We start from the raw sequence: 16959 nt of genomic DNA, 5'->3' as shown, positions 1-16959 counted from the left end.
CGCAGGGGCGTGAGCCGCATGGATGCGGCGACCGAGCTTACAGGGACGTACTTGCAGCGCCCCCCTGCGCAGCGCACCCGCGCGGCGCTGCTCACACTCCAGCAGCGCCCACCACGACGGGCTCCGCCGTTGGCCGTCACCTACGGCAGCGCGCGCGCCAGCATCCCCGCCACATCCACCCCGGCCGGCAGCGTGCCGAATGCCAACCCATGTTCGCCCTGCAGCCGGCTGCGGATGAATGCTTCTGCCATCGGACTGCGTGCGCGCAGCAACAACGCCGCCTGCAGCAGCAAGGCAGTTCGTTCGCAGAACACCCGCGCCTGTGCCTCCTCCGGTGCCGCCGCATCTCGCCAATGCTGCAGCGCCGCCGCATAGCGCGCATCACGGTCGGCCACCGCCTCCAGTTCACCGTGCAGTGCCGCCAGCACCTCCGGTTCGCGCGCCAACGCGCGCAGAACATCCAGGCACTGGATGTTGCCGCTGCCCTCCCAGATCGAATTCAACGGCGCCTGCCGGTACAGCCGCGGCAACATTGATTCCTCCACGTAGCCGGCACCACCCAGGCATTCCTGTGCTTCGTTGACGAACACAGGCGCACGCTTGCATATCCAGTACTTGCCCAATGCCGTCCCCAGCCGCGCGAGCGCGGCCTCGACCGGATCGCTGCCGGCGTGATCGACCGCGCGCGCGATACGCATCGCCAGCACCGTAGCGGCTTCCGATTCCAGCGCCAGATCGGCCAGCACGTTGGCCATCAGCGGATGGTCCAGCAGCGGCTTTCCAAAGGTGCGCCGATGCCGTGCGTGATGCAGCGCCTGCGCCAGCGCCATGCGCATTTCCGCCGCAGCGCCCAGCATGCAGTCCAGCCGGGTCATCATCACCATGCCGATGATGGTGGCCACGCCACGCCCTTCCTCGCCCACCCGCCAGGCCTGCGCACCGCAGAACTCCACTTCACTGGAGGCGTTGGCCCAGTCGCCCAGCTTGTCCTTCAAGCGCATCAGGCGGAACGCATTGCGATCGCCGTCGGCCAGCCGCCGTGGCATCAACAGGCAGGTCAATCCGGCCGGCGCCTGCGCCAGTACCAGAAAGCCATCGCACATCGGTGCGGAGAAGAACCACTTGTGCCCGATCAGCCGATAGCGCTCGCCATCGATGGGTTCGGCGCGGGTGGTGTTGGCGCGCACGTCCGAGCCGCCCTGCTTCTCGGTCATGCCCATGCCCAGGGTGATCCCGGCCTTGTCGGCCACCGGCACGTCACGCGGATCGTATACCGGTGCGGCGGCCTTGCGCGACCACTCGGCCAGATGCGGTTGCCCGCGCAGCACGGCCACCGCGGCGTGGGTCATGGTCAACGGGCAGCTGGTGCCGGCCTCGGCCTGGTGGTGCAGGTAGCTCAGCCCAGCGCGCGCAACATGGGCGCCGGGCTGTGGCTCGTGCCAGGACAGCCCTGCAACGCCATGCTCCTTCGCCGTCTGCATCAGCTGGTGATACGCCGGATGGAATTCCACGGTATCGATACGATGGCCCTGCGCATCATGGGTGCGCAAGCGCGGGCGATCGCGGTTGGCGTCGAAGCCGATGCGGTACAGCTCGTCGCCGGCCAACCCTCCATACGCCGCCAGGCGTGGCGCGAACGCTGCCGCACCCTCGCGCTGCACGGCCTCCATCAGCGCGATGTCGTCGGTCCACAGCTGGCGACCGGCGAACGGTGGCGGCTGGTTGAGCACCACGTGGGTTTCGTAGGCAGCGCTGCTGTTGAAGCTCGGTCCACTCATCGGTTCCTTCCCCGCCGGCAAGAGGTGTGCGGCCCGATTGTGCCGTATCGTCCGGCAACCCCGCGTTCAGGCCGATTCTCGCGGTGTGCACGACCACCGCGCCACAGTGATGGCATGGCAGGCAATGACGATCTGGTGGTACTGCGGCCGGAAGGGCTGTACTGCGCGGCAGGCGATTTCCATATCGATCCCTGGCGGCCGGTACCGCGCGCGGTCATCACCCACGGCCATGGCGACCATGCGCGACCCGGCATGGGCGAATACCACTGCAGCACCGGCAGCGTGCCGATCCTGCGCTGGCGCCTGGGCGATGTACCACTGCACGCGCATGCCGAGGGCGTGCCGTTCGCGCTGGGCCGGGTGCAGGTATCGCTGCATCCGGCCGGCCACGTGCTCGGCTCGTCGCAGGTGCGCATCGACGATGGTGAGCAGGTCTGGGTCGCGTCGGGCGACTACAAGCGCCAGCCCGACCCCACCTGCACACCGTTCGAAGTGGTGCCCTGCGATACCTTCATCACCGAGGCAACCTTTGCACTGCCGATCTATCGCTGGCCGGATACCCGCGCAGTGGCGGCCGAGATCGCCGCCTGGCGTCGCGAGTGTGCGCAGCGTGGGGAGGCGGCCATACTGCTCTGTTATGCACTGGGCAAGGCGCAACGTGTGCTTGCCGAGCTGCGCGCAGTGGATGACCAGCCTGCCTGGCTGCATGGCGCCATCGCCAACGGCGTCGCCGTCTATCGCCAGGCCGGTGTACCGATGCTCGAAACGCTCACGGTTGCCGAACAGGGACGTCAGCCCGATGCCGCAGGCCAGCTGATCCTGGCACCGCCCTCGGCCGCCGGCACGCCCTGGCTGCGCCGGTTCGGCCGCCACCAGCTCGGTTTCGCCTCGGGCTGGATGCAGTTGCGCGGCAATCGTCGCCGCCGCAACGTCGACCGCGGCTTCGTGATCTCCGACCATGCCGATTGGCCAGCACTGCTGCAGACCATCACGCAGACCCGCGCGCAGAGGATCATTGCCACCCACGGCAACACCGATGCGCTTATTCCATACCTGCGCGAACGCGGCATTGCCGCCGAAGCCTTCCGCACCGATTTCGGAGGCGAGGAATGAAGGTCTTCGCCGCGCTGTACCAGCGGCTGGATCGCAGCACCGCGACGCTGGACAAGCGCGCGGCATTGATCGACTACTTCCAGCATGCACGACCGCACGACGCGGCGTGGGCGCTGTACCTGCTCAGTGGTGGCAAGGTGGGCGGCGCGCACCGCAAGATCGCAGGCAGTGGCGAGCTGCGGGCGTGGATCGCTGAAGAATCCGGCCTGCCGCCATGGTTGGTCGAGGACAGCTACGCGCAGGTCGGCGACCTTGCGGAGACGCTCACGCTGCTGCTGGACGATCCTGCCAGCGAAGGTGAGGATCGCCCCTTGGCCGACTGGATCGAACAGCACCTGCTTGCCGTCGCCAACCAGCCAGAGCCCGCGCGTCGTGCCGTTGTAGTCGAGGGCTGGCGACAGCTTGCATCGGCCGAACGTCTGGTCTTCAACAAGCTGCTGACCGGTGCCCTGCGCGTTGGTGTATCGCAGCGCGTGGTGCAGCAGGCATTGGCCGAGTGGTCCGGGCTCGACATCGCCCGCATCGCCCAGCGCATGCTCGGCCACTGGGTACCTTCCCCCGGCCTGCTGGCCACTTTGTTGTCTGCAGAAGAACTGCCTACCGATCGCCAGCAGCCCTACCCGTTCTTTCTCGCCTCGCCGCTGGAAGGTGAGCCCACCGAGCGGCTGGGCGAGATCAGCAACTGGCTGCTGGAATGGAAGTGGGATGGCATCCGCCTGCAGCTGCTGCGGCGCCAGGGTGAGGTGGCGTTGTGGTCGCGCGGCGAAGAACGGCTGGACGGTCGCTTCCCGGAGATCGAACAGGCCGCCGCCTTGCTGCCCGATGGCTGCGTGCTGGATGGAGAGCTGCTGGCATGGGACGACGCTGACAATCTTCCGCGTGCATTCACCGCGCTGCAGACCCGCATCCAGCGCCGCAAACCCGGCGCCGCCACCCTGCGCAACACGCCGGTGCGCGTGCTCGCCTACGATCTGCTTGAGCGCGACGGTGAAGACCTGCGTGCGCTGCCACTGCAGCAACGTCGCGCGCAGTTGGCCGAGGTGGTCGGCGCGCTCAGCGATCCGCGCATCCAGCTGTCGCCCGAGGTGCCCGCCGACGATTGGCAGCATGCCACGCAGCTACGCGAAGCATCGCGCGAGCGCGGCGTAGAAGGGCTGATGCTGAAGCGCCGCGATTCGATCTACCAATCCGGGCGTCGTCGTGGCGACTGGTGGAAGTGGAAGGTCGAGCCGCTCACCATCGATGCCGTACTGCTGTATGCACAGGCGGGTCATGGCCGGCGCAGCACGCTCTACACCGATTACACCTTCGGGGTATGGGACGGCGACACGCTGGTTCCAGTGGCCAAGGCCTATTCCGGGCTGGACGACAAGGAAATCCTCGCCCTCGACCGCTGGATCCGCGCGCATACCCGCGAGCGCTTCGGTCCGGTACGCAGCGTCAATGCCGAGCAGGTGTTCGAACTCGGCTTCGAAGCGGTCAACCGCAGCGCGCGCCACAAGTCCGGCATCGCCGTGCGCTTTCCACGCATCCTGCGCTGGCGCCACGACAAACCTGCCGCCGAAGCTGACCATCTGGCCCAGTTGCAGGCGCTGGCGCGATGAAGCGCAGCGATGCGCTGCAGCGCCTGAACGACTGGTTCGGCAGCCGCGGCTGGCGTCCCCTGCCCTTCCAGCGCGCGATGTGGCGTCACTACCTGGCCGGCGAATCGGGCCTGCTGCACACGCCCACCGGCAGCGGCAAGACCCTTGCCATGTTCGGTGGCCCGTTGCTGCAGGCGATGCTCGACCCGCCCCCCGCACCGCGTCGTGCCAGCGCGGTACGTCCGCTGCAGGTGCTGTGGGTGACACCGCTGCGGGCGCTGGCCAGCGATACCGCACGCGCGCTGCAGGCGCCGATCGACGGCCTTGGCCTGGGCTGGCGCGTGGGGCTGCGCAGCGGCGATGCCAGCACCCGCGACAGGCGCCTGGCGCGCGAAGGTCGCATCGACGTGCTGGTGACCACACCGGAGTCGCTGGCGCTGTTGCTCAGCTATCCCGACACCGTTGAGCGCATGCGCCAGCTGCGCTGCGTGGTGGTGGATGAATGGCACGAACTGCTGGGCAACAAGCGCGGCGTGCTGCTGCAGTTGAACCTGGCGCTGCTGCGTTCGGCTGCGCCTGCGATGCAGCTGTGGGGGCTGTCGGCCACCTTGGGCAACCTGCCGCAGGCACGCGACGTACTGCTGCCGCACCAGCCACAGGCACCGATCGTAGAGGGCGCACGGCAGCGGCCGGTGACGATCCGCAGCCTGCTGCCCGAACCCGGCGAACGCTTTCCATGGGCCGGGCATCTAGGCCTTTCCCAGCTTCCGCGCGTGCTCGATGCAGTGTTCCGCGCGCGCAGCAGCCTGCTCTTCACCAACACACGTGCGCAGGCGGAACTGTGGCACCAGGCCCTCGCGGCGGTGTGGCCGGAAGATGCCGGCACGCTCGCCCTGCACCACGGCTCATTGGATCCCACGCTGCGCCAGCAGGTGGAAGACGGACTGCGTGCAGGCACGCTGCGGTGCGTGGTGGCCACGTCCAGCCTGGATCTGGGCGTGGACTTTCCAGAAGTGGACCAGGTGCTGCAGCTGGGCAGCCCAAAGGGCGTGGCCCGCCTGCGCCAGCGGGCCGGGCGTGCGCGCCATCGGCCCGGTGCCAGTGGCGAGATACTGTGCATTCCCAGCCACGCGCTGGAACTGGCCGAGTACGCGGCAGCCCGACGCGCGTTGCATGACGGGGTGATCGAAGCGCGACGTCCTCCCACGTTGTCGCTGGATGTATTGGCCCAGCATGCGGTCAGCCGCGCACTCGCTGGCGGTTTCGACGGCGATGCACTGCTGCAACAGGTTCGTGGCACGCATGCCTTCGCCGCGCTGGAAGACGCGCAATGGAATGCCGTGCTCGATTTCATCGTGCAGGGCGGACGTGCGCTGTCCCGGTATCCGGAGTTCCACAAGGTGGTACGCGATGCCGATGGCATCTACCGCATGCCCGATCGCCGCCAGGCGCTGCGCCATCGGCTGTCGATCGGCACCATCAGCAGCGACGGCAGCGTGCGCGTGCAGTTCCTGCGTGGCGGCAGCCTGGGCGCGGTGGAAGAGCAGTTCGCCAGTCGCCTGCGCCGGGGCGATCGCTTCCAGTTTGCAGGACGCCTGCTGGAGCTGGTGCAGCTGCGCGACATGACCGCGTTCGTGCGCGTGGCACGCGGCGGTGGTGATGGCGTGGTGCCGCGCTGGCAGGGCGGGCAGTTGCCGTTGTCGATGCCACTGGGGCGCGAACTGGAGATGGTGCTGTCAGGCGCCGACCAGAGCGTGGAGTCGCGCTGGCTTGCGCCGCTGCTGGCGTTGCAGTCGCAGCTGTCTGCGCCGCCATCGCCCGGCCACCTGCTGGTGGAAGACGTGCGCCGACGCGAGGGCCAGTTCCTGTTCGTCTATCCCTTTGCGGGCCGCCATGTGCATGAAGCGCTGGCTGCGCTGCTGGCGCTGCGCTGCACCCGGCGGCAGCGCAACAGCATCGGCTATGCGGTGAACGACCATGGCCTGGTGCTGGCGCCGGCAACGCCGGTGGAACTGCAGGAACAGGACTGGCGGGCGATGCTGGATGCTGACGGCCTGCTGCAGGACCTGCGCGAAGCGGTGAACCTGGGCGAGTTGGCGCGCCGTCAGTTCCGCGGCATCGCGCGGGTGGCCGGCCTGCTGGTGCCCAGCCTGCCTGGTGGCATGCCACGCTCGCTGCGCGAGCTGCAGGCTTCCGCCGGCCTGCTGCATGACGTACTGCGCGAGCACGACCCGGAGCATCTGCTGTTGGCACTGGCCGAGCATGAAGTGCTGCACGACAGCCTGGATCTGCCCGGGCTGCAGCAGGTGCTGGCCGGCATCGCCACACGTTCGTTGTTGCTGCAGCAGCCATCGTCACTTACCCCACTGGCATTTCCGTTGTGGGCCGAACGTCTGCGTGGGCAGTTCAGCAATGAAGACTGGCGCACACGCGTGCAGCGTGCGGCGCAGCAGCTGGAGCGCCGTCATGGCCGCTGATCTGCCGCTGCAGCTGGGCGGTGAGTCGATGCTGCTGCTGGGCGGTCGGGCGCTGCTGTGGCCGGCGCGTCGCACGCTGTTGATCGCCGACCTGCACCTGGGCAAGGCGGATGTGTTCCGCCGCGCGGGAATCGCCCTGCCGGCCGGCGGTACCGGCGATGACCTGCAGCGCCTGCAGGACCTGGTGGCCGCCCACCACTGCCAACAGCTATGGATTCTCGGCGACGTCCTGCATGGCCCGGCGCATCGCGCGGCCTGGTACCAGCAATGGCTCGGTTGGCGCGAACAACACGCCGCGCTGGACATCCACGTGGTGCGTGGCAATCACGACCGTGATCTGCCGAAGGCGGCGCTGCAGGTGCAGATGCATGACGACGCGCGCTTGGGGCCGTTCCTGCTGCGGCACGAGCCGCTGGCCGATGCCTCCGCACACGTGCTGGCGGGCCATGTGCACCCGCAGGTTGCGTTGCCGGCACTGCGTCGACGCTTCCCCGCGTTCTGGCTGCGCCAGGGCATCACCATCCTGCCGGCGTTCTCGGCATTCACCGCCGGTGTCGTGCCTGTACTGGCACAGCGCGAACAGCTGCTCGCCTGTGTGGAGGACAGCGTGGTGCCGCTGCCGGTTCGCTGATTCGTCGAGGCCTGGCCTGCATTACGACGGGCGGGCGACGATCCCGGGCATCTGGCTGAAATCCGGCGCTTCCTCGTCTGCGTGGCGCGGCAGTGCCTGTATCGCCACCAGCATCTCGTGGGCGCAGGCGCGGATATGGTCGTGGTTTTCCGGTGATGCGTGGCTGATCAAACTGCCGACATGGAACTCGAACACATCTTCCAGTACGTCGGGCTGGTCCTCGTGCAGCATCCGCAGCAGACCGCGCAGCTTGCAGATTTCCGATTCCAGCTTCTCGACCGCGAACAACATGGCGTCCTCCTCGTGCATCGTGCGGCGCATCCGGGCCGCAGCAGGCAGCGACGGCGGCGCCACCCGGGCCACGCGATGATCGATCACGAAAAGGAAAGCGGGCGACGCGGCTGCCACGTGCTCATCTCTTGTCGCATATACGGGGTGAGGTAATCGTTAAGTGACCTGACGAAAGGCTTCACGCAGTGGCCGGAATTGCCACGTTCTGTGCGGCCGAGGGCGCAGCGGCGAGCGCTTCGATGAATGCCGGATCGAGCGGCAACGCGCCCAGCCACCCGTGCTGGGTACCGCTGAGCACGCGCAGCATGTGCCCGCGCCCGCCAGGCAGTCGTCCCATCGGCCCCAGCAGCACGTCGCGCGCCTTCGCCCACGCATCGCGATCGGACTGGAACAGCGGCGTCAGCCAGCGGCTCCAGCGCTGATAGACCGCCACGTGCGCGCGCCGTTGCGCCTGATAGGCCTGCAATGCCGGTTCACCGCCACCATGGGTGCGCAACGCGTCGCGCAGTGCCAGCGCATCCAGCAGCGCCATGTTCACGCCCTGCCCCAGCTGCGGGCTCATCGCATGCGCCGCATCACCGACCAGGACCAGCCGGCCCTGATGCCAACGCTTCATCACAGCATCGCGGTACACCGCCCGCGCCAGTTGCCCAGCGCCCTGCAGATGGGCGAAGCGCGCGCCCGCCTGTGGCCACAGCGCATGCAGTTCTTCCAGCCAGGGCGCCATGCCGTCGCCCTGCCAGCGCTCGAAATCCGCGCGCGGCAGGCTCCAGAAGAAGCTCAGGCGAGGCGTATCGTCACCCGGACGGGTACCGACCGGCAGCAGGCCGATCATCTTGCGCGCGGCGACGTAACGCTGCCGCAGCTGCTGCGTGTGCGGCCAGTCTTCGGCCGGCAACAGGCACCACAGCGCGCCCCACGGGTACACCCGGTCCAGCGCCACGCCGCCTTCGATGCCGTTGCGCAGCGTGGACGCAGCGCCATCGGCGGCAACCACCAGGTCGAACGGTCCATGCGTGCGGCCGTCGCTGTCGCGCAAGCGTCCCTGCTGGTGGTCGACCTCGACGATGGTCGTACCGACGTGCAGCTCGCCGGCGCCTTCGCGCGCCTGGTCCAACACCGAGAACAACGCGCCCCTCTGCATGCCCAGGCCATGCAGGCGCGCATCCAGGCCGTCATAGCCCATGTCCATCACCGCGCGCTCGCACGGGGTATCGCCATACAGCCGGCGCACCGGCATGGCGTAGCCACGCACCGCATCGAGCAGGCCCATCTGCCACAACACCTGCAGTCCGCTGGGCTGCAGCAGGAACCCTGCGCCCACCGGCCCTGGCGTCGGCACGCGTTCGAAGATCTCCACCTCGTGGCCATCACGGGTGAGCAGGATGGCCAATGCCTGGCCAGCGGTGCCGTATCCAATTACGGCGATGCGCAGTCGTTCCGTCATGCCCGCATTGTGCCATCGGCGCAGGGGCGGTACATCAGCTGCCTTCCCAGCAGAAGCTGTGCATCGGGCTCCGCCACCGCTGCAGGCTCTCCTGCGAATGTCCCCCGGCAGCCTCTGCGCGGCGGCCTCCTGCCTTACTTCGCAGGAGAGCCGACAGTGCTGGCGGCGCTCGGCTTTCATGGCCTCTGCTGGCGCGCGCGCGATTCCGCAACGGGAGCGCCTGTCCTTGCGTGCGAAGTAAAGGAGGAGGCGATGGCCGCAGGCCGGCGCCGGGGGACATTCGCACGCAAGGACAGGCGCTCCCGCAGCAAGAGCATCTTCACGGCCCGCAAAAAAAACCCCGCCGAAGCGGGGTTCTCAACGCACTATCGAGTGGATCACTCGGCCGGAACGATGTTCGAGGCCTGGGCGCCCTTCGGGCCCTGGGTCACGTCGTAGGTGACCTTCTGGCCTTCCTGCAGACTGCGGAAGCCCTTGGAGTTGATCGCGGAGAAGTGCGCGAAGACGTCGGCGCTGCCGTCCTCCGGCGAGATGAAGCCAAATCCCTTGGCGTCGTTGAACCACTTGACGGTACCGTTCGGCATGGTGATGCGTGACCTTATGCAATGAATGGGTGGTGTACGCTGAACCCGCGCACAAGCTGAGTATGCAAAGCTTGTTACGCGAAGACAATCACCCCCGCGCCAATTCGCCGACCAGTTCCGGAAGTCCGTTGCTGGCGGCCTGCACATTGGCCAGCACTTCGGCCATGGTGATTTCCTCGCCGTCGCCGCACCCGGCGGCCCAGTTGGCAATGATCGCCAGGCAGGCGTAATCCAGCCCCAGCTCGCGTGCCAGCGCCGCTTCGGGCATGCCGGTCATGCCTACCAGGTCGCAGCCATCGCGGCGCATGCGCGCGATTTCGGCGATGGTTTCCAGTCGCGGGCCCTGCGTTGCGCCGTAGCAACCGCCATCATGGACCTTCACACCGGTCACCTTCGCCGCCGCCAGGATCTTGCTGCGCAGCATCGGCGTGTACGGATGGCCGAAGTCAACGTGCACCACGTCGGTGCCTTCTTCTTCGCAGATCGTGCTGATCCGGCCCCAGGTGTAATCGATTACCTGATCCGGACAGGCCAGCACGCGCGGACCGAAATCGTCACCGATGCCGCCCACGGTATTCAGTGCCAGCACCCGTTGCGCGCCGATCTGCTGCAGCGCGGCCAGGTTGGCGCGGTAGTTGATCTTGTGCGGCGGCAGCGAATGACCTTCACCGTGGCGCGCCAGGAAAGCCACGCGATGACCGAGCAATGTCCCGATCCGCACCGGGCCGGACGGCTGTCCGAAACGGGTCGAGACTTCGTGGGTCTGCACGTCGTCAAGCTTGGCCAGGTTGTAGACACCGGTGCCGCCAATCACGGCCAGGGCGATCTGTTGCATGAAAAGCACTCCAGAGAAAAAAGAACGCCGGCACCCGAGGATGCCGGCGGCAGGAAACGCAGGCCGCAGGCGGCCGCGTTGTTATTCCTTCATCGCGTAGATGGCCGGCACGCAGCGCAGGGTTTCGTTGACGTCCATGCCGAAACCGAACACGTAGCGATCCGGCAGTTCGATACCGGCGTAGTCGGCGGTGACGTCCGGCAGCGCGCGGTCGTGCTTCTTCACGGTCATCGCGGCAATGCGCACGTCGGTCGCGCCCTGCTCCAGGCACCAGGTGCGTACGCCCTGCAGGGTGTAACCCTCGTCGAGGATGTCGTCGACCAGCAGCACGCGACGGCCGAACAGCGCGGTGGCCGGCTTGTGCTTCCACACAAGGTCGCCACCGGTGGTCTCGCCACGGTAACGGGTGGCGTGCAGGTAATCGAACTGCACGTCCTGGCCACGCGCACCCAGCTCCAGTGCCAGCTGGCCTGCGAACGGCAGCGCACCGTGCATGATCGACAGGAACAGCGGCACCTCGCCCTGGTAATCGCGCGCGATGGCGTCGGCGATGCCGGCAATGGCCTTGTCGATGGTGGGACGATCGACCAGCAGGTCAGCTTGGGCCAGGGCCTGGGAAATGGTGAGGTTCGGCATCAGACGGTTCTTCCAAGGGTTTGAAGCAGACGGGATTGGGTGTCGCCATGGCGGGCATCGGCCAGCAGGCCATCCCAGCCAAGCGCGCCGCGGCCGAGCAGGCCCAGCAGCGCAGCGGTATTGAGGGAGCGTCCCTGCACCGCGTGCAGGGCTTCATCGACCAGTTCCGGGTGGCAGACCAGCACCACATCGCAGCCGGCATCCAGGTGCGCGTGCACGCGCGCCGGCACGCCACCGGCGCTGTGCGAGGCGGCCATGCCGATGTCATCGGAGAACACCACGCCGCGGAAGCCGAGCTCGGCACGCAGGATCTGCTGGATCCAGCGCGGCGAATAGCCAGCGGGTTCCGGTGCGACCTGCGGATAGATCACGTGCGCCATCATCACTGCATCGGCACCGGCGGCGATACCGGCCGCGAACGGGACCAGATCCTGTGCGCGCAGTTCATCCAGCGCACGCGGATCGATCGCGGTATCCACATGGGTGTCTTCCAGCACGGTGCCATGGCCGGGGAAATGCTTGAGGGTGGCGGCCATGCCGACCGCGTGCATGCCACGCACATAGGCGGCGGTGAACGCGGCCACGACCTGCGGGTCTTCACTGAAGGCACGGTTGCCGATGGCGCGATTGCCACGGCCAAGGTCGACCACCGGCGCGAAGCTCAGGTCCACACCGCTGGCACGCACTTCACTGGCCATCAACCAGGCGTGCTGCTCGGCCAAGGCAAGCGCAGCGTCGGGGTCCCTGGCGTACTGGACCCCAATGTCCTGCAGCGGCGGCAGCTCGCTGAAGCCCTCGCGGAAGCGCTGCACGCGCCCCCCCTCCTGGTCCACGCAGATCAACTGCGGACGCGGTGCGGCAGCACGGATCGCCGCGGACAGTTCGGTCACCTGCTGCCGCGAAGCGAAGTTGCGCTTGAACAGCACCACCCCGGCCACAGCGTCGTGCTGCAGCCAGTCACGTTCCTGGGCGGTCAGTTCAGTACCGGCAACGCCGATCAGCAGCATGGTCGATCTCCACAACGGGCGCCCGCATGGCGCAGTGCCGCATTGTCGCAGAACCGGCCAACAGGCGCAGTGGTCAAAAAAGGGGACGGAGGGGATTAACGCGCAATCGACCCACTGGTGCCGAATACGACTTAATCCCCTCCGTCCCCTTTTGCGGTCCGGTCAGACCTTGCAGCCGTCCGCGCCGCAGGCGTCGCCGCTGCCATCCGGAGCACCCTGCGCGCCCTGTCCCGCCGCCTGCTCGGCGGCAATCTGGCGCAGGGCGTTGGCGAAGGCTTCCGGCGGCTGGGCGCCGGAAACCGCCCAGCGGCCGTCGATGACGAAGGTGGGCACCGAGGAAATACCCAGTGCATGGGCCTGCGCCAGGCCCGCTTCCACTTCGGCCAGGCCACGATCGCCGGCCAGCATCTGCTGGATCTCATCTGCAGCCAGACCACCCGCAGCGCCAGCCTCGACCAGCACTGCCGGGTCGGCCAGATTCCGCCCATGCTCGAAATGGGCGCGGAACAGCGCCTCGCCGACCACCTCCTGCGCGCCGTGCTGGCCCGCCAGCCACAGCAGGCGATGCGCCGGCAGCGTGGTTACCCGCACCTGGCCCTGGCTGAAGTCCATCGGCAGGCCCTCGGCCCGCGCGGTGGTCTGGGTCTGGCCAAGAATCTGCTCGGTGCGCTCGGCACCGCCGAACTTGCGCACATAGGCCTCGCGCAGCGGCACCGGGGTGGCGTCCGCATCCGGGTCGAGCTGGAACGGCTGCCAGTGGATCTCGAGTTCGGGCGCGTCGGCACCCAGCAACTGCACCCCCTGCTGGAAGCGATGCTTGCCGATCCAGCACCAGGGGCAGACCACGTCGGAGTAGATGTCGATTCTCATCCCTGCGACATGTGGCCTGCTCGCCCCGAAAAAAGGGGGACGGAGGGAATCAAGTCGCTATTCCGTTCGCTCCGCCTCAGGATTTCACCACTGTGAATAGGGATTATTGGCCAGCGCCACGTTGTAGTAGCGCGCATCATCGGTGACCTCGGCGCCGACCCAGTCCGGCAGGTCAATGGCCTGGTCAGCGCTGTCGAGCTCGACTTCGGCGACCACCAGGCCGGCGTTGTCACCAAGGAACTCGTCCACTTCCCAGGTCAGGCCGGCGTACGCGACCAGATGCCGGCGCTTGTCGATCAGGCCGCCGACGCACAGCGCCAGCAGGTCGCGCGCATCCTGCACCGGAATCGGGTAGTCGAACTCCTGCCGGGTATGGCCCAGCGTTCGCGACTTCAGGTTCAGTGCGGCCTTCTCGCCTTCGATGCGGACCCGCACCGAGGCGTTCTGGGTGCCGCGGTCGAGCGCGCCCAGATCGTTGATGTAGCCCTGCGCCATCGGGATGACCCGGTGCGCGGCGGTGCGCCACCCATCATGGGTGACGAGGAATTTGCGTTCGATTTCAATGCCCATGGGCACAGTATGCGGCTCACGCCAGACGCTGCCTATCGGCGCGGCGACAGGCACGACTACACTGCGCGGCCCCAACCAAGGAATGGTCGCTCATGTCACTACCCCGTCGTCTTCGTCGCTGTCTTGCCCTGTCGGCACTGCTGCCGTGTGTGGCCGCCAATGCCGCATCAACGGCGATGCCATCGCTGCAGCAGGCACAGGCCGCGATGGACCGGATGTTCGATCAGGCCATTGCCGATCGCCCCGCCAGCGACAGCAGCCGCTTGGTTGCCGAGACCTTCCGGCCGCGCCTGCAAGCCCTGGACAGCTGCGCACCCGCCGAGGCCGGCGACGCCGTCGATTGCATCGCCACCGCCAGCGCAGGCATCAATTCGCGACCGCAACTGCTGCGGCTGGCCCTGGTGGGCGGCGTGTGGACACTGCCTGACCAGCGCGATGTCCCAGTTCCGGCGCCGCCGAAGGATCGGGTGCAGGCCCTGCTGCGGGAGCGGATCGCCGCACAGGCGCAGCAGCAGGCCGACCCCGCCCTGCGTGCGCGTTACGAGCAGGCGGCCGGTACCCTGCAGGTGCAGGACGTGAGGAGTTGCGACGTCGCCAGCGACAAGGCCGTCATCGAATGCACGGTGCGCGCGGGCGACGGCAACGAGCGCGGCGAGCAGTCCATGGCCTTCGTGCGCGTGGACGGCCAGTGGCAGAACGCCCCGGGCGACTGACCCCGCTGCCTCCGTGCAGGCAGCAAGGGCGCCGGGCAGCCCCCGGCGCCGCAGGCATCAACGCTTTTCGAACACCGCGATGCTTTCCACGTGCGCGGTATGCGGGAACATGTCCATCGCACCGGCGCTGACCAGGGTGAAGCCCTGTTCGTTGACCAGATAACCGGCATCGCGGGCCAGCGAGCCCGGATGGCAGCTGACATAGACGATGCGCTTGAACTGCTTCAACGGCAGCTGCTGCAGCACTTCGATGGCGCCCGAACGCGGCGGATCCAGCAGCAGCTTGTCGAAGCCCTGGCGCATCCACGGCGTGCTGCGCTGGTCCTGGGTGAGGTCGGCGCTGTAGAACTGCGCGTTGGCCAGCCCGTTGCGCTCGGCGTTCTCGCGCGCACGCGCCACCAGCCCGGCATCACCTTCCACGCCCACCACTTCGCGCACCTTGCGTGCCAGCGGCAGGGTGAAGTTGCCAAGGCCACAGAACAGGTCCAGCACGCGCTCGTCGGCACCCGGCTCAAGCAGGTCCAGCGCGTGGGCGATCATCTTCTCGTTGAGCTTCGCATTGACCTGGATGAAATCCAGCGGACGAAACGCCAGTTCGACATCCCACGGCGCCAGCCGGAACGACAGCGCCACGCCCTGCCCGTCCAGCGGCTGCACGGTGTCCACGCCGCCCGACTGCAGGTAGATGACAAAGCCGTGCTGTTGGCCGAAGGCTGCCCAGGCGGCACGATCGGCATCACTCAGCGGCTGCAGGTGGCGCACGGTCAGCACCACGGCCTGGTCACCGGCGATGAACTCGATCTGCGGGATGTCGCGCTTGCCGTCCAGGGATTCGATGAAGGTCGACAGCACCTCCACCTTGGTGCCGATTTCCGGGATCACGGTCAGGCACTGCTGCAGGTCCGCGACGAAGCGCGGGTCCTGCTCGCGGAAGCCGACCAGGGTCTTGTCCTTCTTCTCGACCCGGCGCACCGAGAACCGGCCCTTGCGGCGGTAGCCCCAGCTGTCGCCGACCAGCGGCAGCAGCACGGTGCCCGGCTTCACATGGCCGATGCGCTCCAGGTTGTCCATCAGCACGCGCTGCTTGGCGACGATCTGCTGGTCTTCATCCAGGTGCTGCAGCACGCAGCCGGCGCAGGTGCCGAAATGCGGACACTTGGGGGTCACCCGCTGCGGCGAGGCCTGCAGCACCTGCACCGTGCGCGCCTCATCGAAGTGGCGGCTGCGGGCGGTCTGTTCGGCCATCACCACTTCGCCCGGCAGGGCGCCGCTGATGAAGGTGACCTTGCCGCCCTCGCCTTCACGGCGGGCAACACCGCGGCCATCATGGCTGAGGTCGAGGATCTCGGTCTGGAAGGGAGTACGGTCGATACGGGAGCGGGATCGGGCCACGTGGCAACAGGCTGCGGGCAAAAGTGGGGCCGTATTGTCGCAGATCCTGACCGGCGGGGCCGCTGGCCGCTTGCGCCCGCCGCCGCCGTGCTTGATGATTGACCCCAGCTGACATGGAGGCAGCCCTGATGCAGATGACCCCGCGGGCCAGTCGACCCCGCTTCCTGCTTGTCGAGGACGACATCATCAGCCGTGGTTTTTTCAAAGCGGCGTTGGAAACGTTACCAGCGGATGTGGATACCGCCGACTCACTAGCCAGCGCTTTGGCGCGCGCCGAGCCCGGTGCCCACGATCTGTGGCTGATCGACGTCAACCTGCCCGATGGCAATGGTGCCCAGCTGTTGCACCAGCTGCGCCGCTCGCACCCGGACACCCCGGCGCTGGCGCATACCGCCGACGGCGATGCTGCCATTCATGCACGCCTGCGCGAGGCCGGCTTCAGCGACACCCTGGTCAAGCCGCTGGGCCGCGACCAGCTGCTGAAGGCGGTCCGTCGTGCGCTGGTCAACAGCCCCGCCGGTTCCACGGTGCCGCCAGCGGCGGCCGAGCTGGCGCTGGAGGACTGGGATGAAACCGCCGCCTTGGCCGCGCTCAATGGCCAGCGCAACCACCTGATCGCCCTGCGCGAACTGTTCCTGGCCGAACTGCCGGGCGTGCGCGACGCGGTCGAACAGGCCGTGGACCAGCACGACGAGCGCCAGCTGCGCAGCCAGCTGCACCGGTTGCAGGCCAGCTGCGGGTTCGTGGGTGCAGCGCGACTGGCACGCGCGGTGCGGCAGCTGCACCACACGCCCGAATCGGGGCAGGCACAGGCAGTGTTCCGCGCCGCCGTAGCGGCGCTGCTGCACTGAGGGGTTCGGCCGGGCTGCGCCCGGCACCCGCAGAGGCAACAGCCGGAGCAACGGCCAAAGCCAAAGCGGCTTCCTGCGGGATGGCGGGGCGGCATGGGCTGGCAGGACACGCCGTAAACCCATCCATGGGGGCTCGATGGCGCCATCCATGGCGCCAACGGTCCTGCCAGCCCATGCCGCC

At 67.8% G+C, this 16959-nt stretch carries 16 protein-coding genes; 6 read left to right on the top strand and 10 right to left on the bottom strand.

All coding sequences use genetic code 11. The features are described 5' to 3' along the window. Positions 1-140 precede the first annotated feature (140 nt). Positions 141-1778 (bottom strand): acyl-CoA dehydrogenase family protein, encoded by a 1638-nt coding sequence (locus tag WKB25_RS20790; protein ID WP_340572714.1) that lies wholly within the window; start codon positions 1776-1778, stop codon positions 141-143. Between the two features lie 114 nt (positions 1779-1892). Between WKB25_RS20790 and WKB25_RS20785 the strand changes: the two genes are divergently transcribed. The 4 genes from WKB25_RS20785 to pdeM are packed head-to-tail and all read left to right on the top strand — an operon-like array spanning position 1893 to position 7582. Further along, on the top strand, positions 1893-2891 hold the full coding sequence (locus WKB25_RS20785; RefSeq protein ID WP_340572713.1) for a ligase-associated DNA damage response exonuclease: 999 nt from the start codon (positions 1893-1895) through the stop codon (positions 2889-2891). Continuing rightward, entirely contained in the window at positions 2888-4495 is a 1608-nt protein-coding gene (locus WKB25_RS20780; RefSeq protein ID WP_340572712.1) for an ATP-dependent DNA ligase, read from the top strand. Before WKB25_RS20785 ends, WKB25_RS20780 begins: the two co-directional genes overlap by 4 nt. Continuing rightward, positions 4492-6951, top strand: a complete 2460-nt coding sequence (locus tag WKB25_RS20775) for a ligase-associated DNA damage response DEXH box helicase (RefSeq protein ID WP_340572711.1) — start codon at positions 4492-4494, stop codon at positions 6949-6951. Before WKB25_RS20780 ends, WKB25_RS20775 begins: the two co-directional genes overlap by 4 nt. Further along, positions 6941-7582 carry a ligase-associated DNA damage response endonuclease PdeM gene (gene pdeM / locus WKB25_RS20770; protein WP_340572710.1) on the top strand — a complete coding sequence of 214 codons (642 nt, stop codon included), beginning with the start codon at positions 6941-6943 and terminating at the stop codon, positions 7580-7582. The genes WKB25_RS20775 and pdeM overlap by 11 nt, the downstream gene beginning before the upstream one ends. Before the next feature lie 21 nt (positions 7583-7603). Here the strand turns inward: pdeM and WKB25_RS20765 are convergent, their stop codons facing one another. From WKB25_RS20765 to WKB25_RS20730, 8 genes are all read right to left on the bottom strand, one after another. Next, positions 7604-7873, bottom strand: a complete 270-nt coding sequence (locus WKB25_RS20765; protein ID WP_340572715.1) for a hypothetical protein — start codon at positions 7871-7873, stop codon at positions 7604-7606. Positions 7874-8051: 178 nt separating this feature from the next. Next, positions 8052-9320, bottom strand: coding sequence for an NAD(P)/FAD-dependent oxidoreductase (locus WKB25_RS20760; protein ID WP_340572709.1), 1269 nt, complete (start codon positions 9318-9320; stop codon positions 8052-8054). A 377-nt stretch (positions 9321-9697) separates the two neighbouring features. Continuing rightward, positions 9698-9904 (bottom strand): cold-shock protein, encoded by a 207-nt coding sequence (locus WKB25_RS20755; RefSeq protein ID WP_019183439.1) that lies wholly within the window; start codon positions 9902-9904, stop codon positions 9698-9700. An 88-nt stretch (positions 9905-9992) separates the two neighbouring features. Then, on the bottom strand, positions 9993-10739 hold the full coding sequence (locus WKB25_RS20750) for an S-methyl-5'-thioinosine phosphorylase (RefSeq protein ID WP_340572708.1): 747 nt from the start codon (positions 10737-10739) through the stop codon (positions 9993-9995). Positions 10740-10820: 81 nt separating this feature from the next. Continuing rightward, complete coding sequence (locus tag WKB25_RS20745; RefSeq protein WP_025879180.1) at positions 10821-11375, bottom strand: hypoxanthine-guanine phosphoribosyltransferase; 555 nt, start codon at positions 11373-11375, stop codon at positions 10821-10823. Continuing rightward, positions 11375-12382, bottom strand: a complete 1008-nt coding sequence (gene nagZ / locus WKB25_RS20740) for a beta-N-acetylhexosaminidase (RefSeq protein WP_340572707.1) — start codon at positions 12380-12382, stop codon at positions 11375-11377. The genes WKB25_RS20745 and nagZ overlap by 1 nt, the downstream gene beginning before the upstream one ends. A 162-nt stretch (positions 12383-12544) precedes the next feature. Continuing rightward, the gene (locus WKB25_RS20735) at positions 12545-13252 is read right to left on the bottom strand and encodes a DsbA family oxidoreductase (RefSeq protein ID WP_340572706.1); all 708 of its coding nucleotides are present in this window, start codon (positions 13250-13252) and stop codon (positions 12545-12547) included. An 84-nt stretch (positions 13253-13336) separates the two neighbouring features. Further along, on the bottom strand, positions 13337-13822 hold the full coding sequence (locus tag WKB25_RS20730; protein WP_099818940.1) for a CYTH domain-containing protein: 486 nt from the start codon (positions 13820-13822) through the stop codon (positions 13337-13339). A 92-nt stretch (positions 13823-13914) separates the two neighbouring features. Here WKB25_RS20730 and WKB25_RS20725 point away from each other — a divergent pair, with 92 nt between their 5' ends. Then, positions 13915-14535, top strand: a complete 621-nt coding sequence (locus WKB25_RS20725; protein WP_340572705.1) for a hypothetical protein — start codon at positions 13915-13917, stop codon at positions 14533-14535. A gap of 57 nt (positions 14536-14592) precedes the next feature. On the opposite strand, the gene rlmD is transcribed toward WKB25_RS20725, so the two are convergent. Further along, positions 14593-15927 (bottom strand): 23S rRNA (uracil(1939)-C(5))-methyltransferase RlmD, encoded by a 1335-nt coding sequence (rlmD, locus tag WKB25_RS20720; RefSeq protein WP_340572704.1) that lies wholly within the window; start codon positions 15925-15927, stop codon positions 14593-14595. Positions 15928-16055: 128 nt separating this feature from the next. Here rlmD and WKB25_RS20715 point away from each other — a divergent pair, with 128 nt between their 5' ends. After that, positions 16056-16778: a response regulator gene (locus WKB25_RS20715; RefSeq protein WP_340572703.1), complete on the top strand. Its 723-nt coding sequence runs from the start codon at positions 16056-16058 to the stop codon at positions 16776-16778. Positions 16779-16959: the final 181 nt, after the last annotated feature.

Source organism: Stenotrophomonas sp. G106K1 (assembly GCF_037969685.1).
Classification (GTDB): domain Bacteria; phylum Pseudomonadota; class Gammaproteobacteria; order Xanthomonadales; family Xanthomonadaceae; genus Stenotrophomonas; species Stenotrophomonas lactitubi.
Note: the sequence above shows the minus strand (reverse complement) of the source record. Positions and strands in the feature narration are given on the sequence as shown.